The sequence below is a fragment of the Ruegeria sp. SCP10 genome (genome assembly GCF_040329495.1).
Lineage (GTDB): Bacteria > Pseudomonadota > Alphaproteobacteria > Rhodobacterales > Rhodobacteraceae > Ruegeria.
Window position 1 is genome coordinate 1 of the sequence record NZ_JBDZYF010000005.1, and the last position, 21,959, is coordinate 21,959.

Annotated in this window: 34 protein-coding genes; 32 read left to right on the forward strand and 2 right to left on the reverse strand. The window is 55.6% G+C overall.

Annotated features, from left to right (window positions below; all coding sequences use genetic code 11):
• Positions 1–171: 171 nt before the first annotated feature.
• Positions 172–1,164 carry a hypothetical protein gene (locus tag ABLN87_RS12675; protein WP_353010750.1) on the reverse strand — a complete coding sequence of 331 codons (993 nt, stop codon included), beginning with the start codon at positions 1,162–1,164 and terminating at the stop codon, positions 172–174.
• A 349-nt stretch (positions 1,165–1,513) separates the two neighbouring features.
• Between ABLN87_RS12675 and rpsJ the strand changes: the two genes are divergently transcribed.
• From rpsJ to rplP, 10 genes are all read left to right on the forward strand, one after another.
• Positions 1,514–1,828 (forward strand): 30S ribosomal protein S10, encoded by a 315-nt coding sequence (gene rpsJ, locus ABLN87_RS12680; RefSeq protein WP_008756422.1) that lies wholly within the window; start codon positions 1,514–1,516, stop codon positions 1,826–1,828.
• Between the two features lie 18 nt (positions 1,829–1,846).
• Positions 1,847–2,572 carry a 50S ribosomal protein L3 gene (gene rplC / locus ABLN87_RS12685; RefSeq protein WP_008758167.1) on the forward strand — a complete coding sequence of 242 codons (726 nt, stop codon included), beginning with the start codon at positions 1,847–1,849 and terminating at the stop codon, positions 2,570–2,572.
• Complete coding sequence (rplD, locus tag ABLN87_RS12690) at positions 2,569–3,186, forward strand: 50S ribosomal protein L4 (protein ID WP_010437039.1); 618 nt, start codon at positions 2,569–2,571, stop codon at positions 3,184–3,186. The genes rplC and rplD overlap by 4 nt, the downstream gene beginning before the upstream one ends.
• The gene (locus ABLN87_RS12695; RefSeq protein ID WP_008757532.1) at positions 3,183–3,479 is read left to right on the forward strand and encodes a 50S ribosomal protein L23; all 297 of its coding nucleotides are present in this window, start codon (positions 3,183–3,185) and stop codon (positions 3,477–3,479) included. Before rplD ends, ABLN87_RS12695 begins: the two co-directional genes overlap by 4 nt.
• Before the next feature lie 200 nt (positions 3,480–3,679).
• The gene (locus tag ABLN87_RS12700; protein WP_353010753.1) at positions 3,680–4,906 is read left to right on the forward strand and encodes a hypothetical protein; all 1,227 of its coding nucleotides are present in this window, start codon (positions 3,680–3,682) and stop codon (positions 4,904–4,906) included.
• Positions 4,907–5,121: 215 nt separating this feature from the next.
• Positions 5,122–5,964 carry a 50S ribosomal protein L2 gene (gene rplB, locus ABLN87_RS12705; RefSeq protein ID WP_120633917.1) on the forward strand — a complete coding sequence of 281 codons (843 nt, stop codon included), beginning with the start codon at positions 5,122–5,124 and terminating at the stop codon, positions 5,962–5,964.
• A gap of 3 nt (positions 5,965–5,967) precedes the next feature.
• Positions 5,968–6,246: a 30S ribosomal protein S19 gene (rpsS, locus tag ABLN87_RS12710; RefSeq protein ID WP_005980699.1), complete on the forward strand. Its 279-nt coding sequence runs from the start codon at positions 5,968–5,970 to the stop codon at positions 6,244–6,246.
• 3 nt (positions 6,247–6,249) lie between these two features.
• The gene (gene rplV, locus ABLN87_RS12715; RefSeq protein WP_039538267.1) at positions 6,250–6,630 is read left to right on the forward strand and encodes a 50S ribosomal protein L22; all 381 of its coding nucleotides are present in this window, start codon (positions 6,250–6,252) and stop codon (positions 6,628–6,630) included.
• Positions 6,630–7,340 (forward strand): 30S ribosomal protein S3, encoded by a 711-nt coding sequence (gene rpsC / locus ABLN87_RS12720; RefSeq protein WP_008758042.1) that lies wholly within the window; start codon positions 6,630–6,632, stop codon positions 7,338–7,340. The genes rplV and rpsC overlap by 1 nt, the downstream gene beginning before the upstream one ends.
• Before the next feature lie 12 nt (positions 7,341–7,352).
• Positions 7,353–7,766, forward strand: a complete 414-nt coding sequence (rplP, locus tag ABLN87_RS12725) for a 50S ribosomal protein L16 (protein ID WP_010437070.1) — start codon at positions 7,353–7,355, stop codon at positions 7,764–7,766.
• A 104-nt stretch (positions 7,767–7,870) separates the two neighbouring features.
• On the opposite strand, the gene ABLN87_RS12730 is transcribed toward rplP, so the two are convergent.
• The gene (locus ABLN87_RS12730; RefSeq protein WP_353010755.1) at positions 7,871–8,542 is read right to left on the reverse strand and encodes a DUF1194 domain-containing protein; all 672 of its coding nucleotides are present in this window, start codon (positions 8,540–8,542) and stop codon (positions 7,871–7,873) included.
• A gap of 325 nt (positions 8,543–8,867) precedes the next feature.
• Between ABLN87_RS12730 and ABLN87_RS12735 the strand changes: the two genes are divergently transcribed.
• The 22 genes from ABLN87_RS12735 (at position 8,868) to rplQ (ending at position 21,898) form a co-directional block, all read left to right on the forward strand.
• On the forward strand, positions 8,868–9,488 hold the full coding sequence (locus ABLN87_RS12735; RefSeq protein WP_353010757.1) for a 2OG-Fe(II) oxygenase family protein: 621 nt from the start codon (positions 8,868–8,870) through the stop codon (positions 9,486–9,488).
• Between the two features lie 75 nt (positions 9,489–9,563).
• Positions 9,564–10,346, forward strand: a complete 783-nt coding sequence (locus tag ABLN87_RS12740; RefSeq protein WP_353010759.1) for an SDR family NAD(P)-dependent oxidoreductase — start codon at positions 9,564–9,566, stop codon at positions 10,344–10,346.
• A gap of 270 nt (positions 10,347–10,616) precedes the next feature.
• Positions 10,617–10,823: a 50S ribosomal protein L29 gene (gene rpmC, locus ABLN87_RS12745; RefSeq protein ID WP_037311745.1), complete on the forward strand. Its 207-nt coding sequence runs from the start codon at positions 10,617–10,619 to the stop codon at positions 10,821–10,823.
• A 4-nt stretch (positions 10,824–10,827) separates the two neighbouring features.
• A complete protein-coding gene (rpsQ, locus tag ABLN87_RS12750) occupies positions 10,828–11,058 on the forward strand; it encodes a 30S ribosomal protein S17 (protein ID WP_008757253.1) in 231 nt (76 codons plus the stop codon).
• Between the two features lie 75 nt (positions 11,059–11,133).
• Positions 11,134–11,502, forward strand: coding sequence for a 50S ribosomal protein L14 (gene rplN, locus ABLN87_RS12755; RefSeq protein WP_008757934.1), 369 nt, complete (start codon positions 11,134–11,136; stop codon positions 11,500–11,502).
• A 2-nt stretch (positions 11,503–11,504) separates the two neighbouring features.
• Positions 11,505–11,816: a 50S ribosomal protein L24 gene (rplX, locus tag ABLN87_RS12760; RefSeq protein ID WP_170531626.1), complete on the forward strand. Its 312-nt coding sequence runs from the start codon at positions 11,505–11,507 to the stop codon at positions 11,814–11,816.
• The gene (gene rplE, locus ABLN87_RS12765; protein ID WP_353010762.1) at positions 11,809–12,369 is read left to right on the forward strand and encodes a 50S ribosomal protein L5; all 561 of its coding nucleotides are present in this window, start codon (positions 11,809–11,811) and stop codon (positions 12,367–12,369) included. The genes rplX and rplE overlap by 8 nt, the downstream gene beginning before the upstream one ends.
• Positions 12,370–12,388: 19 nt before the next feature.
• Positions 12,389–12,694: a 30S ribosomal protein S14 gene (gene rpsN, locus ABLN87_RS12770; protein WP_010437098.1), complete on the forward strand. Its 306-nt coding sequence runs from the start codon at positions 12,389–12,391 to the stop codon at positions 12,692–12,694.
• Between the two features lie 13 nt (positions 12,695–12,707).
• On the forward strand, positions 12,708–13,100 hold the full coding sequence (rpsH, locus tag ABLN87_RS12775) for a 30S ribosomal protein S8 (protein WP_039523381.1): 393 nt from the start codon (positions 12,708–12,710) through the stop codon (positions 13,098–13,100).
• A gap of 11 nt (positions 13,101–13,111) precedes the next feature.
• Positions 13,112–13,645 carry a 50S ribosomal protein L6 gene (gene rplF / locus ABLN87_RS12780; RefSeq protein ID WP_353010764.1) on the forward strand — a complete coding sequence of 178 codons (534 nt, stop codon included), beginning with the start codon at positions 13,112–13,114 and terminating at the stop codon, positions 13,643–13,645.
• Positions 13,646–13,656: 11 nt separating this feature from the next.
• Positions 13,657–14,016, forward strand: a complete 360-nt coding sequence (gene rplR / locus ABLN87_RS12785; RefSeq protein WP_039523386.1) for a 50S ribosomal protein L18 — start codon at positions 13,657–13,659, stop codon at positions 14,014–14,016.
• Positions 14,017–14,128: 112 nt separating this feature from the next.
• The gene (gene rpsE, locus ABLN87_RS12790) at positions 14,129–14,698 is read left to right on the forward strand and encodes a 30S ribosomal protein S5 (RefSeq protein ID WP_170419378.1); all 570 of its coding nucleotides are present in this window, start codon (positions 14,129–14,131) and stop codon (positions 14,696–14,698) included.
• Positions 14,699–14,710: 12 nt separating this feature from the next.
• Positions 14,711–14,899: a 50S ribosomal protein L30 gene (gene rpmD, locus ABLN87_RS12795; RefSeq protein ID WP_008757946.1), complete on the forward strand. Its 189-nt coding sequence runs from the start codon at positions 14,711–14,713 to the stop codon at positions 14,897–14,899.
• Between the two features lie 193 nt (positions 14,900–15,092).
• The gene (locus ABLN87_RS12800; RefSeq protein WP_353010767.1) at positions 15,093–15,863 is read left to right on the forward strand and encodes a VOC family protein; all 771 of its coding nucleotides are present in this window, start codon (positions 15,093–15,095) and stop codon (positions 15,861–15,863) included.
• 242 nt (positions 15,864–16,105) lie between these two features.
• Positions 16,106–16,321 (forward strand): DUF1127 domain-containing protein, encoded by a 216-nt coding sequence (locus tag ABLN87_RS12805; protein ID WP_170531617.1) that lies wholly within the window; start codon positions 16,106–16,108, stop codon positions 16,319–16,321.
• A gap of 202 nt (positions 16,322–16,523) precedes the next feature.
• Positions 16,524–16,997, forward strand: a complete 474-nt coding sequence (gene rplO, locus ABLN87_RS12810; protein WP_353010770.1) for a 50S ribosomal protein L15 — start codon at positions 16,524–16,526, stop codon at positions 16,995–16,997.
• Between the two features lie 109 nt (positions 16,998–17,106).
• Positions 17,107–18,471 carry a preprotein translocase subunit SecY gene (gene secY / locus ABLN87_RS12815; RefSeq protein ID WP_170531614.1) on the forward strand — a complete coding sequence of 455 codons (1,365 nt, stop codon included), beginning with the start codon at positions 17,107–17,109 and terminating at the stop codon, positions 18,469–18,471.
• A complete protein-coding gene (locus tag ABLN87_RS12820) occupies positions 18,468–19,043 on the forward strand; it encodes an adenylate kinase (protein ID WP_353010772.1) in 576 nt (191 codons plus the stop codon). Before secY ends, ABLN87_RS12820 begins: the two co-directional genes overlap by 4 nt.
• A gap of 412 nt (positions 19,044–19,455) precedes the next feature.
• Positions 19,456–19,824 (forward strand): 30S ribosomal protein S13, encoded by a 369-nt coding sequence (rpsM, locus tag ABLN87_RS12825; RefSeq protein WP_008757392.1) that lies wholly within the window; start codon positions 19,456–19,458, stop codon positions 19,822–19,824.
• Positions 19,825–19,839: 15 nt separating this feature from the next.
• A complete protein-coding gene (gene rpsK, locus ABLN87_RS12830; RefSeq protein WP_008757289.1) occupies positions 19,840–20,229 on the forward strand; it encodes a 30S ribosomal protein S11 in 390 nt (129 codons plus the stop codon).
• Positions 20,230–20,343: 114 nt separating this feature from the next.
• Positions 20,344–21,360 carry a DNA-directed RNA polymerase subunit alpha gene (locus tag ABLN87_RS12835; RefSeq protein WP_353010775.1) on the forward strand — a complete coding sequence of 339 codons (1,017 nt, stop codon included), beginning with the start codon at positions 20,344–20,346 and terminating at the stop codon, positions 21,358–21,360.
• A gap of 118 nt (positions 21,361–21,478) precedes the next feature.
• Positions 21,479–21,898: a 50S ribosomal protein L17 gene (rplQ, locus tag ABLN87_RS12840; protein WP_170334079.1), complete on the forward strand. Its 420-nt coding sequence runs from the start codon at positions 21,479–21,481 to the stop codon at positions 21,896–21,898.
• Positions 21,899–21,959: the final 61 nt, after the last annotated feature.

The window sequence follows — 21,959 nt, forward strand, 5'->3', positions numbered from 1 at the left end:
GTAAGGCGCGCTTGCCGCGCCTGGTTGCGGCAGGCGATTTTCCACAGGAAAATCTGCCGAGAGCAACTCGGTTGAACGAAAGAAGGCCGTCCCAAAAAGGGGCGGCCTTTTCGATTACTCTAACGATACGCCGAAGAACCTTGGCTCAGAAGGCGGTGCAGCCGCGAATTTTTATAGTGTGGAAAAATCGATGTTGAGATAAAGTAGCTCCTCCCCGTCTTCGCTAAAGGTGGCTCTCACACCCATGCCATAAGGTACTGCCTTTAGAATGCGAGTCACAATGCCGGATGTTGGAAAGCGTGGGCCATTTCTCTTGATCGACCATCCGCCGTCGACGCGTAATGTGCCATCTCGGTTCTCATAGGGTTTTTCGGAATTGAAATTCTCGCCCACACGAAAGCCTTGGGCTTCTAGCCAAGATGCAGCCTCAGCCACTCCACCCCATTCGTGTAGCAACCTGAACATGCAGACCTTTGCGTCTCCGGTCGTCGAAATCTCATCCCAATCCATTCGCAGCAGATCTTCGCGGATTCCAGCATCTGCGCCGCTCTCAAGGCAGGATTGTGTATCTGGAAACCTGTATGATGCACGCACAACACTGATGTTCATTCTGTGTGAAAACTGTAACTGGAACTCTGGCTGACCAGTATTTAATGGCACCGCTGAAAAATACAGTGCCGTTGCGAGTGATTTCAGAAAGTAAAGAAGTAGGCCCAGAATCAAGAGTGCAAAGGTTTTCTTTGGGAGGTTTGCATTCCGAAAACCCTCAGGTTGCCAGAGATACTCTTGCTTGATCTTCGGACTTTTCATCCAACGAAGCGCCACCAAGCTTAGTAAGGCCAGAACAAGGAATACGCCCAGCAAAATGTAGGAAAAGCCCATTGGCGCACTTAGTAAAAGCGCGATTGCAAGTAACATGGCCCAAGGTGCAACCAATCGTTCTGGATCGATGATTCTGGGCGAAAGACAGAAGGCGAGAATTGAACCCAAAAGGAAGAGGGGGGAAGTCAAAGTAAACAACAGCATCAGTAAAAAAAACTGTATAGCGATTGCGTGGGTATAATGGATGTTGGGATCGTCGTTAAACAGGTGTGCAATATCAAACGCGCCCACATGCAACAAAGCGGGGAAAACAAGTGAATTGGATAACAAGGCTTCCGTCAAAGCGTTGGGTTTCCCACTGATTATAAAAGCAAGTGCGGGTAAGTCTGTCAGATACTTAGAGCCAAGGACTACTCAGTTTAGAGTGGTATTCAAGTCGGGTATTCCCAACCATAAAGTGAAAATTCAGATGCTTCGCGTCGATGTCGTTCTCGGTTCGACACGTGTGTCTCAGCTGCCGTCTGAGAGAGAACCAACTTCGCCCTTGCCAAACCCCACCAACCCCACTAATACGCGCGAGTTCTCACTAAGAACATCAAGGCGGGGTGATTCCCGCCTTTTGGGTTCGATGAGGGTTGGCGATGCGCGTCTGTCCTCCTCTCAACCTCAACGCCTAAAAAAGGCTGTTAATATGCAAAGCCAAAACATCCGTATTCGGCTGAAGGCATTTGACTATCGCGTTCTGGATGCCAGCACGCAAGAGATCGTCAACACTGCCAAGCGGACCGGCGCGAACGTGCGCGGCCCGATCCCGCTGCCGAACAAGATCGAGAAGTTCACGGTTCTCCGTGGCCCTCACGTTGACAAGAAATCCCGCGACCAGTTCGAGATCCGTACGCACAAGCGTCTCTTGGACATCGTTGATCCGACCCCCCAGACCGTTGACGCGCTGATGAAGCTCGACCTCGCTGCTGGTGTGGATGTCGAGATCAAGCTGCAGTCGTAAGATCGGAGGGTATAGATTATGCGCTCTGGTATTATCGCAAAAAAAGTTGGCATGACCCGCCTGTTCATGGAAGACGGCAAGCAGATTCCTGTGACCGTTCTTCACCTGGACAACCTGCAGGTCGTTGCACAGCGTACCGCTGACAAAGACGGTTACACCGCCGTTCAGCTGGGCGCCGGTGCTGCCAAGGCAAAACGCACCTCGAAAGCCATGCGCGGTCACTATGCCGCTGCCAAGGTTGAGCCCAAGCGTAAGCTGGCCGAGTTCCGCGTCTCCGAAGATGGCCTGATTGATGTGGGCGCCGAGATTTCGGCAGAACACTTCCTGGAAGGTCAGAAAGTTGACGTTTCGGGCACCTCGATCGGTAAAGGCTTTGCCGGTGCGATGAAGCGCTGGAACTTCGGTGGTCTGCGCGCCTCGCATGGTGTTTCGATCAGCCACCGTTCGCACGGTTCGACCGGTCAGTGTCAGGACCCGGGCAAGGTTTTCAAAGGCAAGAAGATGGCCGGTCACATGGGTGCTGCCCGTGTAACCACCCAGAACCTGGAAGTCGTCAAAACCGACGCCGACCGGAACCTGGTCTTCATCAAAGGCGCCGTTCCCGGACCGAAATCGGGCTGGGTCACCGTCAAGGACGCCGTGAAGAAGAAAGCACCGGAAGGCCTGCCTTTCCCGGCTGCTGTGAAATCGGCTGCAACCGAAGCACCTGCGGAAGAAGCTCCCGCGGAAGGTGGTGAAGCATGAAACTTGATGTAATCAAACTGGACGGCGGCAAAGCCGGCAACATCGAGCTGGATGCAGACCTGTTCGGCCTCGAGCCGCGCGCGGACATCCTGCACCGTGTGGTCCGTTGGCAGCGTAACAACGCGCAGGCCGGCACCCACAAGGTGAAGACCCGCTCGGAAACAAGCTACTCGACCAAGAAGATCTATCGCCAGAAGGGCACTGGTGGCGCACGCCATGGTGACCGTAACGCGCCGATCTTCCGTGGTGGTGGTATCTACAAAGGCCCCGTCGTGCGCTCGCACGGCCACGACCTGCCCAAGAAGTTCCGCAAGCTTGGCCTGCGCCACGCTCTGTCGGCCAAAGCCAAGGCAGGTGAACTGGTTGTGATCGAGAACGCCGAAGCCGAAGGCAAGACCGCCGCTCTGGCCAAACAGGTTGCAAACCTGGGCTGGAAACGCGCTCTGGTCATCGACGGCGCGACCGTGAACGAAGGGTTCCTGAAAGCGTCCAAAAACATCGAAGGTCTGGATATCCTGCCGTCGATGGGCGCAAACGTCTATGACATCCTCAAGCGTGACACCCTGGTGCTCACCAAAGCGGCTGTCGAAGCACTGGAGGCTCGTCTGAAATGAGCGCGAAGGCAGAACACTACGACGTGATCCGCAAGCCGATCATCACCGAAAAGTCGACCATGGCGTCCGAAAACGGCGCGGTTGTCTTTGAAGTGGCGATCGACAGCAACAAGCCGCAGATCAAAGAGGCCGTTGAGGCGCTGTTTGGTGTCAAGGTCAAGGCGGTGAACACCACGGTGACCAAAGGCAAGGTCAAGCGGTTCCGCGGCCAGCTGGGCCGTCGGAAAGACGTCAAAAAAGCATATGTGACCCTGGAAGAGGGCAACACCATCGACGTGTCCACCGGTCTCTGATCGGACCCGTCTTTGGAGAGAGATAAAGGCCCCCGCGAAAGCGGGGGCTTTTTTTGGTTCTAAATCTAGCAGCGCCTGCTGGCGTATGCATAAGGTGTGCAGAATGTAGGATGAAAGGGCTTAAGTTGTCTCGCTGGTCGAATGAATTTGAGAGTCACCCACTTCACGAAACGCTTCGTCAATCGACTGAGTGGTTGGATATGGACGTAGTAGACACTGATGCAGAGTTTGAGGATGAGCGCCGTCGCCTCAAGAAAGTACTTAGCAGTATCCAAGAAATTGTCTCGGGCTTGGATGCTGAATTCTACCCAAAAGCCTGGCTTGACCAAATCAATCAGCATCTACGCAATGGGCAGTTCTTCCAGCAACTTCAAAACTATTCCAGTTCTCCCCAGACTGCTCAGCTGCAAACGGCAAATAATCACCTTACGCAATATGCACCGCAAGTATTCCACTTGGCAGCAATGTCCCGGATACCAGAGTCTGAAAAGGTAATTAAGAGCGCGGAAGAAGCCTACCGTTCTTTCTCTGAATCGATGGACGATTTCACAAAGAAAGCGGAAGAGAAACTTGAGGAAAGCGCCGGTGAGCATATGAAGCTCGAAGGCAAGGCTCAAGAGCTAGAAAAAAAACTTGGAGACTTAGCTGCGGTTGCTGATGCCAAGCTCTCGGAGTGGCAATCAGAGTTTACAGAAAAGCAAACGACGCGAGCAGAAGAGCATTCTGAAGCACAAATAAACCGCGAAGCCAAGTTCGAGGATTTGCTGTCAGAGTGGCGAAAAGCTATTGAGAGCCAACACACGGTAATTGGCAAGGCGCAAACCGACAAGCTAGTAGCGTTATTAGATCGGTTCACCAAACAAGGTGAGGCTGCCCTGAAAGACGTTAACGAGAAGCATCAATCAGTACTGGAAATTCACAAGCTGGTCGGGAGAGATAGTGTCGCAGGCGGTTATCAAAAAAGCGCCGGAGAAGAAAAAAAAGAGGCAGATCTATGGCGCTGGATATCTATGGGCTCACTCGCGGCCGCTATAATTTGGCTAGGCTTCAAGTATTGGATGGGATTTGAACAAATCGACAACGGTGCCCTGAACTGGGCCAGCATTATTACCGCGTCGTCGCTGACGGCAATCCTCCTCGTAGCTGCTGGATATGCTTCTAGGCAGTCCAAGTTGCATCGAGACAACGAAAAACAGATGAGATCGTTTGCGCTTGAAACAAAAGCACTCGACCCCTTCATCGCCAATTTAGGTGAGAAAGAGCAAAGGGAAATCAAGGCTGAGTTGATTAGAAGGATGTTTGGTCAACAAAATAGCCATAATTCACTTCCAGCGGGCAGAATTGATGATGAAACTCTACAAACCGTTGCAGAGAGCGTTTCAAACAAAGTTTCGCAGACACTTTTGAAGTTGGTCGATAAAAGTTAGCACAGCCTTGGATTTGAGCTTATTTAGGCCCGTTTCCACTATAGACACCCACCCCCAACCCTGTTACACGCTCCCAATCTTGCGGCCTCGGATTCGTTCCGGGGCCTCTGATATTTGTAACCGGGGACCTTCGGGGCCCTATACCCTTGGCACCTACGGGGGCCTATCACATAGCAGGGAAATCCCCTGCACTTGCTAAACGGAAGACAGAAAGCATGGCACTCAAGTCGTACAAGCCGACGACGCCGGGCCAGCGCGGGCTGGTGCTGATCGACCGTTCGGAGCTTTGGAAAGGACGTCCGGTCAAGTCTCTCACAGAGGGTTTGACCAAATCGGGCGGCCGGAACAACACCGGACGGATCACTTCACGCCGCCGCGGCGGTGGCGCAAAGCGTCTCTACCGGATCGTTGACTTCAAACGGAATAAATTTGATGTCGCGGCAACCGTCGAGCGGATCGAATATGACCCGAACCGGACCGCATTCATCGCACTGGTAAAATACGAAGACGGCGAGCAGGCATATATCCTGGCTCCGCAGCGTCTGGCTGTTGGTGACAAAGTCGTGGCTTCGGCCAAGGCCGACATCAAGCCGGGCAACGCAATGCCGTTCTCGGGCATGCCCATTGGTACCATCGTCCACAACATCGAGATGAAGCCTGGCAAAGGCGGTCAGATCGCACGTGCGGCCGGTACTTACGCTCAGTTCGTTGGTCGCGATGGCGGCTACGCTCAGATCCGTCTGAGCTCGGGTGAGCTGCGCATGGTCCGTCAGGAATGCATGGCCACCATCGGTGCCGTGTCCAACCCCGACAACAGCAACCAGAACCTCGGTAAAGCCGGTCGTATGCGCCACAAGGGCGTTCGTCCGTCGGTTCGTGGTGTTGCAATGAACCCGATCGATCACCCGCACGGTGGTGGTGAAGGTCGTACCTCGGGTGGCCGTACGCCGGTTACGCCGTGGGGTAAGGACACCAAGGGTAAGCGTACCCGCAACAAGAACAAAGCGTCCCAGAAGCTGATCATCCGCTCGCGGCACGCCAAGAAGAAGGGACGTTAATCTATGTCTCGCTCTGTTTGGAAGGGTCCTTTCGTCGATGCTTACGTGCTGAAAAAAGCCGAAGCAGCGCGCGAGTCGGGCCGCAACGAAGTCATCAAAATCTGGTCGCGTCGTTCCACCATTCTGCCCCAGTTCGTGGGTCTGACCTTTGGTGTGTACAACGGCCAGAAGCATATCCCCGTCAACGTCTCGGAAGACATGATCGGTCAGAAGTTCGGTGAATACTCGCCGACCCGTACCTATTATGGCCACGCCGCAGACAAAAAAGCGAAGCGGAAGTAAGTCATGGGCAAGGAAAAGAACCCCCGCCGCGTGGCTGAAAACGAAGCAATGGCGAAAACCCGCATGCTTCGCACCAGCCCGCAGAAACTGAACCTGGTTGCGCAAATGATCCGCGGCAAGAAAGTTGAGAAGGCTCTGACTGACCTGACTTTCTCGAACAAGCGTGTCGCGCAGGACGTCAAGAAGTGCCTGCAGTCCGCAATCGCGAATGCCGAAAACAACCACAACCTGGACGTTGACGAGCTGATCGTCGCCGAAGCATGGGTTGGCAAGAACCTTGTTATGAAGCGCGGTCGTCCGCGTGCCCGTGGCCGTTTCGGCAAGATCATGAAGCCGTTCTCGGAGATCACCATCAAGGTGCGTCAAGTTGAGGAGCAAGCCTAATGGGTCATAAAGTAAATCCGATCGGCATGCGCCTGCAGGTCAACCGCACCTGGGACAGCCGCTGGTACGCCGACACCAAGGACTACGGTGATCTTCTGCTGGAAGACCTCAAGATCCGTGAGTTCATCAACAAAGAGTGCAAGCAGGCCGGTGTTGCCCGTGTGATCATCGAACGTCCGCACAAGAAGTGCCGCGTTACGATCCACACGGCTCGTCCCGGTGTCATCATCGGCAAGAAAGGTGCAGACATCGAAGTTCTGCGCAAAAAGCTTGCTCGTATGACCGACAGCGAACTGCACCTGAACATCGTCGAAGTGCGCAAGCCCGAGCTTGACGCGCAGCTGGTTGCCGAGTCCATCGCTCAGCAGCTGGAACGTCGTGTTTCGTTCCGTCGCGCAATGAAGCGCTCGGTTCAGAACGCCATGCGCATGGGCGCCCTGGGTATCCGGGTGAACGTCGCTGGTCGTCTGGGCGGCGCCGAAATCGCACGGACCGAATGGTACCGCGAAGGCCGCGTGCCTCTGCACACGCTGCGTGCCGACATCGATTACGCACATGCCGAAGCGATGACTCCTTACGGGATCATCGGGATCAAAGTCTGGATCTTCAAAGGTGAGATCATGGAGCACGATCCGCAGGCACGTGACCGTAAAGCACAGGAACTCCAGGACGGCCCTGCACCTCGTGGTGCTGGTGGCGGTCGTCGCTAAGGAGGGAAAGATATGCTTCAACCAAAGCGTACTAAATTCCGCAAGATGCACAAAGGCCGGATCAAGGGTCTCGCCAAGGGCGGCTCTGATCTGAACTTTGGCACCTACGGCCTGAAAGCTCTTGAGCCTGAGCGTGTAACTGCACGCCAGATCGAAGCTGCACGTCGTGCCATGACGCGTCACATGAAGCGTCAGGGTCGTGTCTGGATCCGCATCTTCCCCGACACTCCGGTCACGGCTAAGCCGATCGAAGTTCGTATGGGTAAAGGTAAAGGTTCGGTCGACCGCTGGGCCTGCAAGGTCAAGCCTGGCCGCGTGATGTTCGAGATCGACGGCGTCAATGACGACATCGCCCGCGAGGCCCTGCGCCTGGCTGCGATGAAGTTGCCGATCAAGACTCGCGTTGTGATCCGCGAAGACTGGTAAGCGATCCGGGGACACCCGTTCGTGACTAAATTGACCCCCGTTGGGAAACCGGCGGGGGTTTTCTTGTTGGCGACCATCTGGCTTCAGGCGCGCCACCGCGTGCCTCAGTCGAGACGCGACAGATTCGGCGTAAGCTCTCGCAGCAATTTCCGCTTCATTGCTTGGTCGTAGTCATCATAGCTATGCGTTACTTCCACAAAAGACAGAGGCCCGCGGACAACTTCGGACAAGTAGTAGACCACCGGATCAGGGCGGGCCCCTGCAACGACCAAACCATTTATGGTGATTCCCCGTGTGGCAATCGTGTCCGAGATCGGTTTGGCCTCGGGCCCGGCGTTCGAGATCCCATCGCCTGACACATCAATCACCTGACGTCGACAGGGATTTTCAAGCTGATGAAACATCAGGTCGGCATGAAGCAGGGCCTCGGAAACGGATGTTTCAGCCATCCAAAAACCACGATTGATCGTGATCAGATCTTCGACAAATTCGATGACGCTTTGCCGGTTGGACAGTCGACGCCAGGCGATCGGCTGACGCTGCTGACCAGAACCACCCCACTGCGTTACAGTGACCTGCATGCCGCCGGGCATCCAGGAAATCAAGCGAATGATATCGTCATCCAGAAACGCGTGGCCGATGCCATTTCGCATCAGAACATATTCGAACTTGTCGACCGAGCGCGATACGTCGAGCGCAACAACCAGCGCAATTTCACACGCACGGGACCCCAGCGGCACAAGCGTGATAAAAAGTGATAGAACCAGAGCTTTCACAGGAAAAGACGCTAGCAGTGGCCGCTGTGATCGGCAATTCAATTCATCGAGACCGGTTTCGGTTGCCGGCATAGCGAAGAGCAAACAGAAGCCATTCATCCCATATTTGGCCAGGTTGAATGGGTCCAGACTTATTTGGACGGCCTGCTCGGGATCATGGCCCAGAAGACCAAGAAGCACATCGGGTTGGACAAGTTCGCGCTCCTGACCCTGTTGGTCGCAAACGACTAGACCTGGCTGCACTTCTTGTGAAACACCCCCAAACACGCGATTTTCTAAGCCGGCTGGTCTCGCTCTCCTGTCCCGGCTGGTCTATAGCCGGGGCATGGCACAGATTGAATCGCTCTTCGTCACCCGTCTATACCGCGCCGCTTTGTCCGAGTTCGATCCCAAGATCGACCCGGAAGAACTGGAAAATTCCTGCATTGTCATCGCCGAGGATGATGAGGCCGGGCAGGAATGGTGTGAGGAGAACGGCTATCCCGGTTATACCAGCTATGCCTCGCTGACCGATCTGCCGTGGCGGTTCCCGATTTTTTCCGATCTGGTTGCGGCGCTGGATCAGCACGTCGCCGCATTTGCCAAGGATCTGGAGTTTGATCTGGGCGAGGGGAAGCTGGTGCTGGAAGACCTTTGGATCAACATCCTGCCGGAGGGTGGAATGCACTCCAGCCACATCCACCCGCACAGCGTGATCTCGGGCACGACCTATGTCGCGATGCCTGAAGGGGCGAGTGCGTTGAAACTGGAGGACCCCCGCTCAGGCCGCATGATGGCTGCACCAACGCGTCTGAAGGGCGGACGGCGCGATTTGCAGCCTTTTATCTATGTGAAGCCGAAGGTGGGAGACGTTCTGCTGTGGGAAAGCTGGCTGCGTCACGAGGTTCCGATGAATATGGCGGAAGAAGAGCGTATTTCGGTGAGTTTCAACTACAAGTGGGAGTGAGCGTCTAAGTTTCCTGAAGAAAACCGCGCGGTTCTGGAGTATTATCATTTCAATCTGAATTGATCGGAGAACACCATGCCGAAAATCGCACTCGTCACCGGCGCATCTTCGGGAATTGGTCGTGAAATAGCCCGATATCACGCGTCGCAAGGCGGAGATGTCATTATTACTGCGCGGCGTGCCGACGTGTTAGACGCTTTGAAGGCAGAGCTTGAAGCCGCCTACAGTATTACGGTCACTGCGATTGCGCTCGATCTGGGCGCACAAAGTGGGGCAAAAAAACTGTATGAGGCCGTCAACGCCGAGGGTCTGAAGGTTGATTATCTTATCAACAATGCCGGGTTTGGAGGGCACGGGGCCTTTCTGGATCGTGATCTTTCAGAGGACCTGAGCATGATCCGCCTGAACGTCGAAGCGCTTGTCTCTCTGTGTCACATGTTTGGCAGGGATATGGTTAGCAGTGGCGGTGGCAAGATACTAAATGTCAGTTCGACCGCGGCGTATCTGCCGGGCCCGCTGCAAGCCACTTATTTTGCTACGAAGGCCTATGTTTCTAGTTTCAGTCAGGCTTTGGCCGAAGAACTGAAAGACAAAGGTGTCTCCGTTACAGCCCTGGAACCCGGCTATGTAGCGACTGCGTTCGCCGCATCAGCTGATCTTGAGGGCACTAAACTCGTATCCCAGAAAGGGGCAACTGCTGAAGCTGTGGCCAAGTTTGGCTATGACGCCATGATTGATGGAAAGCTGGCCGTAATAAATGACAGGCCTCTCGCATTTATGACGGGTTGGATCATTCCATTGCTGCCACGCAAGACTCGTCTGAAGATGGTTCGGAAGATGCAGGAGAAAGGGACCTGAACAGAAGGTCGTTCTGGTTTGAATCAAACTGGATTGGCCTAGCAGAGCTAACTGGCGGTGCTGCTTCCGGCCATCGCCAAAATTTGTCGGAAGCCGCTTGCAAAGACAGCGCCAAACTTTCCCTTGCCACCCACCCCCCAAACCCTTATACGGCGGCATCCTACGATCTCCCGGCGTTGTCGGGCGATTCGTATGTCTATCATTCATCCACCAGGTCCAAGGTGACCCTGCAAGGGGGCCTTCTGGTGTTTTGAGCAAAGGAAAAAGGCGATGAACGCCCAAGAACTGCGTGACAAGACCCCGGACCAGCTCCGCGAGGAACTGGCCAACCTGAAGAAAGAAAGCTTTAACCTGCGCTTTCAACAGGCCACCGGTCAGCTGGAAAGCACAGCCGGCATCAAAGCGGCCCGCCGCAACGCTGCCCGCGTCAAAACCATTCTGAACGAAAAGGCCGCTGCTGCGGCATCCGAGGAGTAATCAGATGCCCAAGCGTATCCTGTCCGGCACCGTAACCAGCGACGCCAACGAACAGACCGTAACCGTATCCGTCGAGCGCCGCTTTACGCATCCGGTTCTGAAGAAAACCATCCGTAAGTCCAAGAAATACCGGGCTCACGATGAAAAGAACGCCTTCAAGGTCGGCGACACAGTCCGCATCATCGAATGCGCGCCGAAATCGAAGACGAAACGTTGGGAGGTTCTGGAGGCGTAAGCTTCCAGGACTTTTCATTTGTCGAAACCCTGGGGGATTTAACGAGACCAGCCCCCACAGGTCGGGAGAAACCACATGATCCAGATGCAGACCAATCTGGATGTCGCTGACAACTCCGGCGCACGCCGAGTTCAGTGCATCAAGGTCCTGGGTGGTTCCAAGCGTAAATACGCCTCCGTTGGCGACATTATTGTCGTCTCGGTGAAGGAAGCCATCCCGCGCGGCCGCGTAAAGAAAGGTGACGTCCGTAAGGCCGTCGTCGTACGCACCGCCAAGGAAGTCCGTCGCGAAGACGGCACCGCGATCCGTTTCGATCGCAACGCCGCCGTCATCCTGAACAACAATAACGAGCCAGTCGGTACACGTATCTTTGGCCCCGTTGTTCGTGAACTGCGCGGCAAGAACTTCATGAAAATCATCTCGCTGGCTCCGGAGGTGCTCTAATCATGGCTGCTAAACTCCGCAAAGGCGACAAGGTCGTCGTGCTGGCCGGCAAGGACAAGGGCAAAGAGGGAACCATTTCCTCGGTTGACCCGAAGGCCGGTAAAGCTGTTGTCGAAGGCATCAACATTGCCATCCGTCACACCCGCCAGTCGCAAGCTTCGCAAGGTGGTCGCCTGCCTCAGGCAAACCCGATCCAGCTGTCGAACCTGGCACTGCTGGACAAAAACGGCAAAGCAACCCGCGTTGGCTTCCGCATGGAAGGCGACAAGAAGGTGCGCTTCGCCAAGACCACAGGGGACGTGATCGATGCTTGATAACGCAACCTATACCCCGCGTCTGAAGGCTCAGTACGCTGAAACCATCCGTGCTGCTCTGAAAGAAGAGTTCGGCTACAAGAACGACATGCAGCTGCCCAACGTGGAAAAAATCGTTCTGAACATCGGTTGTGGTGCTGAGGCGGTCAAAGACTCGAAGAAAGCGAAAGCTGCTGTCGAGGATCTGACTGCGATTGCTGGCCAGCAGGCCGTTGCAACCAAGGCGAAGAAGTCGATCGCGGGTTTCCGTGTTCGTGAGGACATGCCGCTGGGTGCGAAAGTAACCCTGCGCGGTGACCGGATGTACGAATTCCTGGATCGTCTGATCACGATCGCAATGCCGCGTATTCGTGACTTCCGCGGTGTGAAGCCGTCTTTTGATGGTCAGGGCAACTTTGCCATGGGCATGAAAGAACACATCGTGTTCCCGGAAATCGACTTCGACAAGGTCGACGAGGTCTGGGGCCTGGATATCGTAATTGCCACCACAGCGAAAACCGACGCTGAAGCTAAGGCACTGTTGAAAGCGTTCAACATGCCATTCAACGCATAAGCGCCGGGAGGATTGAGACATGGCTAAAAAAGCAATGATCGAACGCGAGAAGAAGCGCGAACGCCTGGTGGCCAAATATGCCGCAAAGCGTGCCGAGCTGAAAGAAATCGCGAATGACGAGAGCAAGCCGATGGAAGAGCGCTTCAAAGCGCGTCTGAAACTGGCGAAACTGCCGCGCAACAGCTCGGCTACCCGTCTGCACAACCGTTGTCAGCTGACCGGTCGTCCCCACGCTTACTACCGTAAGCTGAAGGTCAGCCGTATCGCGCTGCGCGAGCTGGGTTCTGCTGGTCAGATCCCCGGCATGGTGAAATCGAGCTGGTAAGGGAGACATAGATATGAATGATCCTATCGGCGATATGCTCACCCGTATCCGCAACGCGCAAATGCGCGGCAAGTCCACCGTTTCCACCCCCGCATCCAAGCTGCGCGGATGGGTTCTGGACGTGCTGGCGGACGAAGGCTACATCCGTGGCTATGAAAAGACGACCGGTGAAAACGGTCATCCGGCCATCGAAATCAGCCTGAAATACTACGAAGGCACCCCTGTTATTCGCGAACTGAAGCGGGTCTCGAAACCCGGTCGTCGCGTGTACATGGGCGTCAATGACATCCCGCAGGTCCGTCAGGGTCTGGGCGTGTCGATTGTCAGCACTCCGAAAGGTGTGATGTCGGACCAGAACGCTCGCTCCAACAACGTTGGCGGCGAAGTGCTCTGCACCGTCTTCTAAGGAGGTCTGCAATGTCTCGTATTGGTAAAAAACCGGTCGAGCTGCCCAGCGGCGTTACCGCCTCTGTGTCGGGTCAGACCATCGAAGTCAAAGGTCCGAAAGGCACCCGCAGCTTCACCGCAACTGATGACGTAACGCTGTCGGTCGAAGACAACGTTGTGCAGATCAACCCTCGCGGTATGTCCAAACGTGCCCGCCAGCAGTGGGGCATGAGCCGCACCATGGTTGCCAACCTGGTAACCGGTGTGACCCAGGGCTTCAAAAAAGAGCTGGAGATCCAGGGTGTTGGTTACCGGGCTCAGATGCAGGGCAACACCCTGAAGCTGAACCTGGGTTACAGTCACGATGTTGATTTCACTGCTCCGGAAGGTGTCACCATCACCGCGCCGAAGCAGACCGAGATCGTTGTGGAAGGTATCGACCAGCAGCAGGTGGGCGAAGTCGCGGCCAAAATCCGCGAATGGCGCCGTCCTGAGCCGTATAAAGGCAAGGGCATCCGCTACAAGGGCGAGTTCATCTTCCGCAAGGAAGGCAAGAAGAAGTAAGGACGCAAACAATGGCAAACAGCAAAAGAACCCTGTTTCTGAAGCGCCGCCTGCGCGTTCGGAACAAACTTCGCAAAGTCAACGCCGGCCGTGTACGCCTGTCGGTTCATCGTTCGAACAAGAACATCAGCGTTCAGCTGATCGACGACGTTCGTGGCGTGACCCTGGCATCGGCCTCGACCCTGGAAAAAGATCTGGGTGTTGTTGGCAAGAACAACGTCGAAGCGGCCACCAAAGTGGGCGCGGCCATCGCCGAGCGTGCCAAGAAGGCAGGCGTCGAAGAGGCCTATTTCGATCGTGGTGGCTTCCTGTTCCATGGCAAGGTGAAGGCAGTCGCCGACGCCGCGCGTGAAGGTGGTCTGAAGATCTAAGACTTGCGGGCAGCTTTGTGGCTGCCCCGATGATCCGGGGGCCTCGGCAACAGTCGGGGCTCACTTGGATTGAACAAACGGCGCCGAGCGCCACAGTAAAAGGGATGCCAAGATGGCAGAACGTGAAAACCGTCGGGGCCGTGGCCGCGACCGTGAAGAAGCACCGGAATTTGCTGATCGTCTGGTCGCAATCAACCGCGTGTCGAAAACCGTAAAAGGTGGTAAGCGCTTTGGCTTCGCCGCTCTGGTGGTTGTCGGCGATCAGAAAGGCCGCGTCGGCTTTGGCAAAGGTAAAGCGAAAGAAGTACCTGAAGCCATCCGTAAGGCGACTGAGCAAGCCAAGCGTCAGATGATCCGCGTGCAACTGCGCGAAGGTCGTACCCTGCACCACGACATCGAGGGCCGTCACGGCGCCGGTAAAGTGGTTATGCGCACCGCACCCGAGGGTACTGGTATCATCGCCGGTGGTCCGATGCGTGCTGTGTTCGAAATGCTGGGCGTAAAGGACGTTGTGTCCAAGTCGCTGGGCTCGCAGAACCCCTACAACATGATCCGCGCCACCATCAACGGCCTGCAGAAAGAGCAGAGCCCGCGTTCGGTTGCACAGCGTCGCGGCAAAAAAGTTGCTGACATCCTGCCCAAGCGGGACGAAGCCCCAGCTGCTGCTGAAGCAGAAGCATAAGGAGAGCGACCCATGGCAAAAACCATCGTCGTCAAGCAGATCGGTTCTCCGATCCGTCGCCCCGCCGAACAGCGCGCAACTCTGATCGGTCTGGGCCTGAACAAGATGCACAAAACCCGTGAGCTGGAAGATACCCCTTCGGTCCGTGGCATGGTCAACAAGATCCCGCATCTGGTTGAGATCATCGAAGAACGCGGCTAAGCGCGAGCTCATTGAAGAATTTGAAACGCCCTCGACATTGTCGGGGGCGTTTTTTTGTTCGCACTCTAGCTTGTTCGGGAACTCTTCTTCTAGCCCGGGCCTCCGAGGTGCGATGTTCTGATTGATTTGTATCAATGACCATTTGGATTGTGTTGGACTACCCAGCGCGTGTGGCGCAGGAGGTTTTTTTAAGATGAATGCGGATAATACAGGACAGATCGTATGGCATGACCTCTTCACGCCTGATCTGAGCGCTTCTGAGACTTTCTATGGCAGTGTAGCGTCGTGGGATTTTATCAAGGAAAGCACCGATGAATACGTCTGGGGCCAAGGAAAAGGGGAGTTCACTCTTGCTCTTCTAAAAGGAGAATCCGGAAGCGGATTGGTTGAAACTCCAGCGGGCTTTGATGCCGGATGGCTTCCCTATTTTGAAGTTCCCGATGTTGATAGGTATGCAGGGCGTGCTGAGAAGCTGGGCGCACGTGTAATTCGGAGCCCCTTTGATGTGCCCGGAGTCGGGCGAAACTGCTTATTATTGGACCCGTCGGGCGCCAGATTTGGCATTTCCGTTTCACAACACGAATACCCAATACCTACACAGCAGTTTGCGGCAGAGATTTATCTAAGCGGAGGCTCGGAGTTTCCTGTTGAATTCTACCAGGCGTTGTTTGATCGCACATATTCGACGACGGATGGCGGTGAAGGTGCCGAGTCAAGCCGGTGGCTTTCGCAAAGTCTTGTGGTTGCTTCACGAGATATGAAGATGCGCGAGAAATGCGCCTGGCTGCCTGTGATCAAAGTGGTCGCAATCGAGAAGGCGGTTCGTGATGCTTTGACGCTTGGAGCGTCTGAAACGCGTGTTCGATCACTGCAAAGTGCTCAGCAGGTGCCGCGTGTATTTCGTGATCCGATGGGACTTTATTTTGCATTTCAGCAGGTGGACCCAACTCTAACAACAGGCTAGCGGTCTGCAAAAACGCAGATGGCCATCGAGCTGATCAGCAGGTCAGCTGTAAGTTACGTGCCAATTGAATAGCAACCAGGCTAGGAACAAGCCAACCATCGAAAGTTATTCGCAAAATGCATAGCGGCTAGACCAAAACGCGCGTTGTTAGCGGTATCGACTATGCCTATCTGAGCTTTGTCCACAAAGGAACAAATGGAAACAACCGGGGAATACGCCTCGGAACAGAAAGGAATAAAGATATGGCACATACAGCTACACTGACACATGGCGGCTTCAACCTGAGCGCCCGTTTCGCGAACCTAGTTGAGCGCGTCAAAGCGGCCCGCGCACGCGCGGCGGAATATCAGCGCACTTACACCGAGCTGCAGCGTCTCACCAACCGTGAGCTGGACGATATTGGCGTCCGCCGTTGCGACATCGCGGATATCGCGCGTGAGCATGCGTACTGCTCCTAACAATACCCCACCACTCACAAAGAAAGAGGCGTCGTTCGGGCGCCTCTTTTGCATCGCGCTCCAATTGACAACAAACCTTGCATCAAAGGCCGCAACGCTGTAGAGCGCTCCGGTGGATTTCCGTCCACGAGAATCAAAACCAAGAAATGCCGTGGTTGGCCCATCACGCTTCGGGGGTCACATCCGGCTAAGGAGAAGCGAAATGAAACTGAATGAATTGCGCGACAACCCCGGCGCAAGCCCGAAACGCACTCGTGTTGGCCGTGGTCCGGGTTCCGGCAAAGGTAAAATGGGTGGCCGTGGTATCAAAGGCCAGAAATCCCGTTCGGGTGTGGCTATCAATGGCTATGAAGGCGGCCAGATGCCCCTGTACCAGCGTCTGCCCAAGCGTGGTTTCAACAAACCGAACCGCAAGGCATTTGCTGTTATCAACCTGGGTCTGATCCAGAAATTCATCGATGCCAAGCAGCTGGACGCCAAAGCCGCGATCACCGAAGACGTGCTTGTTGCATCCGGTCTGGTTCGCCGCAAATTGGATGGCGTGCGCGTTCTGGCCAAAGGTGAAATCACCGCCAAGGTGAACCTGGAAGTGACCGGTGCTTCGAAAACTGCCATCGAGGCAGTCGAAAAAGCGGGCGGTTCACTGAAAGTCACAAAAGCTGCTGCGGCAGAGTAAGCGCTTGTGAGCGGGCTCAGACCCGCTTACATAGACGTCAGAGTTTTCCAAGACGCCGTCCGAGCCGGAAAACGGTTCCGGGCGGCGTTTGCATAAGAGAGACCGACTTATGGTATCAGCAGCAGAACAAATGGCAGCCAACACAAGCTGGGCTGCTTTGGGCAAAGCCACCGATCTGCGCAACCGCATCCTGTTCACGCTGGGTTTGTTGATCGTCTATCGCCTGGGCACTTTCATTCCGGTGCCGGGGATCGACGGGCAAGCCCTGCGCGAGTTCATGGAACAGGCGGGGCAAGGCATCGGCGGCATGGTTTCGATGTTCACCGGCGGGGCGCTGGGTCGAATGGGTATCTTTGCCCTCGGCATCATGCCTTATATCTCGGCCTCGATCATCGTGCAGCTGCTGACATCGATGGTTCCCGCGCTTGAGCAACTTAAGAAAGAGGGCGAGCAGGGGCGCAAGAAGATTAACCAATACACGCGTTTTGGTACCGTGGCGCTGGCCACCGTTCAGGCTTATGGACTGGCCGTTTCGTTGGAATCGGGTGATCTGGCAACCGATCCGGGCCTGTTCTTCCGCATGTCCACCATGATCACACTGGTTGGGGGCACCATGTTCCTGATGTGGCTTGGCGAGCAGATCACCGCACGTGGCATCGGCAACGGTATCTCTCTGATCATCTTCGTCGGCATCATCGCCGAGGTTCCGGCTGCCCTGGCTCAGTTCTTTGCCTCTGGCCGTTCGGGCGCAATCAGCCCTGCTGTTATCGTTGGCGTGATTGTCATGGTGATCGCTGTGATCACCTTTGTCGTGTTCATGGAACGCGCCTTGCGCAAGATCCACATTCAGTACCCGCGCCGTCAGGCCGGTATGAAAGTGTATGAGGGCGGCTCCAGCCACCTTCCTGTCAAGGTCAACCCAGCGGGTGTGATCCCGGCCATCTTCGCAAGCTCGCTGTTGCTGCTGCCGGTCACCATCTCGACCTTCTCGGCCGGGGCGACCAACGGTCCGATCATGTCGTGGCTGCTGGCCAATTTCGGCCCGGGTCAGCCGCTTTATCTGCTGTTCTTTGCCGCGATGATCGTGTTCTTCGCCTATTTCTATACGTTCAACGTGTCGTTCAAACCGGATGATGTGGCGGACAACCTGAAGAAGCAAAACGGATTTGTGCCGGGGATCCGTCCGGGCAAAAAGACCGCCGAGTATCTGGAATACGTGGTCAACCGCGTTCTGGTTCTGGGCTCGGCCTATCTGGCAGCGGTTTGTTTGCTGCCTGAAATTCTGCGGAACCAGTTTGCTATCCCGTTCTATTTTGGCGGCACCTCGGTTCTGATTATCGTCTCTGTGACCATGGATACCATCCAACAGGTACAGAGCCATCTTCTCGCGCATCAATACGAAGGTCTTATCGAAAAGTCCCAATTGCGCGGTAAAAGCAAGAAACGCGGAAGGAAGGGACCCTCTCGTCGATGAACATTATTCTTCTTGGCCCCCCGGGGGCGGGCAAAGGGACGCAAGCCTCCCATCTGGTCAATACACGCGGCATGGTTCAGCTGAGCACCGGCGATATGCTGCGCGAAGCCAAAAGCAGCGGTACCGAAATGGGTAAGCGCGTAGCCGAAGTGATGGACAAGGGCGAACTGGTTACGGATGAGATCGTGATCGGCCTGATCCGCGAAAAGCTGGAGCTGGGTGCCGATGGTGGTTTTATCTTCGACGGCTTTCCCCGGACCCTGGCGCAAGCAGATGCACTGGGCGCCTTGCTGGCCGAGAAGGGCGAGACACTGGATTTTGTGATCGAGCTTCAGGTGGATGACGAAACGCTGGTTCAGCGCATCGTCAACCGCGCTGAAGAAGCCCGCGCCGCTGGTCAGCCTGTACGCGCAGATGACAACGAAGACAGCGTGCGCATCCGCCTGATGGAATACTACAAAAAGACCGCTCCGTTGATTGGCTACTATCACGCCAAGGGCGATCTGCGCCCGGTGGATGGTCTTGCGGATATCGGTGACGTTACCGCTTCGATTGAGGCCGTTCTGGGCTGAGCGCCCAGCGATGGCGCTTCGGAGAGTATACACCAAAACACCTCTATGGTTCGTCATTGGGGTGTTGGTGGGCCTAATATTTGGCACTTTGATAGGTGGGCTGAGCGTGGTTGGCCTGGGTGGGTTGAACACCCATATTGATTTTTGCTCAGACCAAACCAGCAAACATTTCATCTTTGATCAGCATGTCAGAGAGAAGGTTTGCTGGCCGGACTGATAAGGGCTTGACGGCCCCTTCAAAACCCCATATCGACCCACATCCCTATGGGAATCGCACTTGCGTGTGGGATTCGCCCCGCGCGCATAAACTACCTCGTACAAATGCTGGACCCTCTGGCCTCACTGCCAAGGTAAAGTGTTGTGAAAAAAGGTTCTGGAGCTACGGAACCGCAACAAAAAAGGAAAGTGACACGTGGCACGTATTGCCGGCGTAAACATCCCGACTGCAAAGCGGGTACCTATCGCCCTCACATATATCACCGGTATCGGAAACACATCGGCCAAAGCGATCTGCGAAGCCGTAGGCATTGAAGCGCACCGTCGCGTCAACGAACTGTCCGACGCCGAAGTTCTGGCCATCCGCGAGCACATCGACGCGAACTTCACCGTCGAAGGTGACTTGCGTCGTGAAGTTCAAATGAACGTCAAGCGCCTGATGGACCTGGGCTGCTACCGCGGTCTGCGTCACCGCCGCAACCTGCCGGTTCGCGGTCAGCGCACCCACACCAACGCTCGTACCCGCAAAGGCCCCGCAAAGGCCATCGCTGGTAAGAAGAAATAAGGGAGGGTCTGACTGATGGCACGTGATAAGACTCGCGTTAAGCGCAAAGAGCGTAAGAACATCGCATCGGGCGTTGCCCATGTGAACTCGACCTTCAACAACACCAAGATCCTGATCTCGGACGTACAGGGCAACGCCATTTCATGGTCGTCTGCCGGTACCATGGGCTTCAAAGGGTCGCGGAAATCGACACCCTACGCTGCTCAGATGGCTGCAGAAGATGCAGGCAAGAAGGCGCAGGAACATGGCGTCAAGACGCTGGAAGTCGAAGTTCAGGGTCCCGGTTCGGGTCGTGAATCGGCTCTGCGCGCGCTGGCTGCCGTGGGTTTCAACATCACGTCGATCCGCGACGTGACCCCGATCGCTCACAACGGCTGCCGCCCGCCGAAGCGCCGCCGCGTCTAAGCGATTTTGAATTCAGCTGGGGCTGCGTTTTTACGCGGCCCCAGCACGTCATTTTGAACCTCGGGCGTCTGCACCTTGTTGGTCATGGGGCGCGGACAGGAATGGAGGGATTACATGATCCACAAGAATTGGGCAGAATTGATCAAGCCGACCCAGCTTGACAGCAAGCCGGGCAACGACCCTGCACGTCAGGCAACCCTGGTTGCCGAGCCGCTGGAACGTGGCTTTGGCCTGACCCTGGGCAACGCGCTGCGCCGCGTTCTGATGAGCTCGCTGCAAGGCGCGGCCATCACCAGCGTTCAAATCGACAATGTCTTGCACGAGTTCTCCTCGGTTGCGGGCGTGCGTGAAGACGTCACCGACATCATCTTGAACCTCAAAGGCGTGTCTCTGCGCATGGAAGTCGAAGGACCCAAGCGTCTGTCGATCAATGCCAAAGGCCCCGCAGTTGTCACCGCTGGCGACATCAGCGAAAGCGCTGGCATCGAGGTTCTGAACCGCGATCATGTCATTTGCCACCTGGATGATGGCGCCGACCTGTTCATGGAACTGACAGTCAACACCGGCAAAGGTTACGTCTCGGCTGAGAAGAACAAGCCAGAAGACGCACCCATCGGCCTGATCCCGATCGATGCGATCTATTCGCCGGTCAAAAAGGTTGCTTATGACGTTCAGCCGACCCGTGAAGGTCAGGTTCTGGACTATGACAAGCTAACCCTGAAGATCGACACTGACGGTTCGATCACGCCGGAAGACGCGCTGGCTTTTGCCGCTCGTATTCTGCAGGATCAGCTGTCGATCTTCGTCAACTTCGACGAGCCGGAATCGGCTGGCCGTCAGGACGAGGACGATGGTCTGGAGTTCAACCCGCTGCTGTTGAAGAAAGTCGACGAGCTGGAGCTGTCGGTCCGTTCGGCAAACTGCCTGAAGAACGACAACATCGTTTACATCGGCGATCTGATCCAGAAAACCGAAGCCGAGATGCTGCGCACCCCGAATTTCGGTCGCAAGTCGCTGAACGAGATCAAAGAAGTGCTGTCCGGCATGGGTCTGCACCTCGGCATGGATGTCGAGGATTGGCCGCCCGACAACATCGAAGATTTGGCGAAGAAATTCGAAGACGCGTTCTAAGCGCGTCTTCCCCAATGCCCGGGTTGCCGGGGACTGTAAGGGCACTTCCGCCCCAAGGAGAGCCGGTGACACGCATCGCCGGCCAGACAAAGCAAAACGCGAAAGAAGGAACTAGAAAATGCGTCACGCACGTGGTTACCGCCGCCTGAACCGTACTCATGAGCACCGCAAGGCTCTGTTTGCGAATATGGCTGGCTCGCTCATCGAGCATGAACAAATCAAAACAACTCTGCCCAAGGCAAAAGAACTGCGCCCGATCATCGAAAAGCTGGTCACTCTGGGCAAGCGCGGCGACCTGCACGCCCGTCGTCAGGCCGCAGCACAGCTGAAAGAAGACAAAGACGTCGCAAAGCTGTTCGAAGTTCTGGGTCCCCGCTACGCGGAGCGTCAGGGCGGTTATGTCCGTATCCTGAAAGCTGGCTTCCGTTATGGCGACATGGCCCCGATGGCGATCATCGAATTCGTTGATCGTGACGTCGACGCCAAAGGCGCGGCTGACAAAGCCCGCGTTGCAGCCGAAGAAGCTGCAGAAGAATAAGCCGATCCGTCGATCTGATTGTGAAACCCCTGCGTCCCGGACGCGGGGGTTTTCTTTTTCT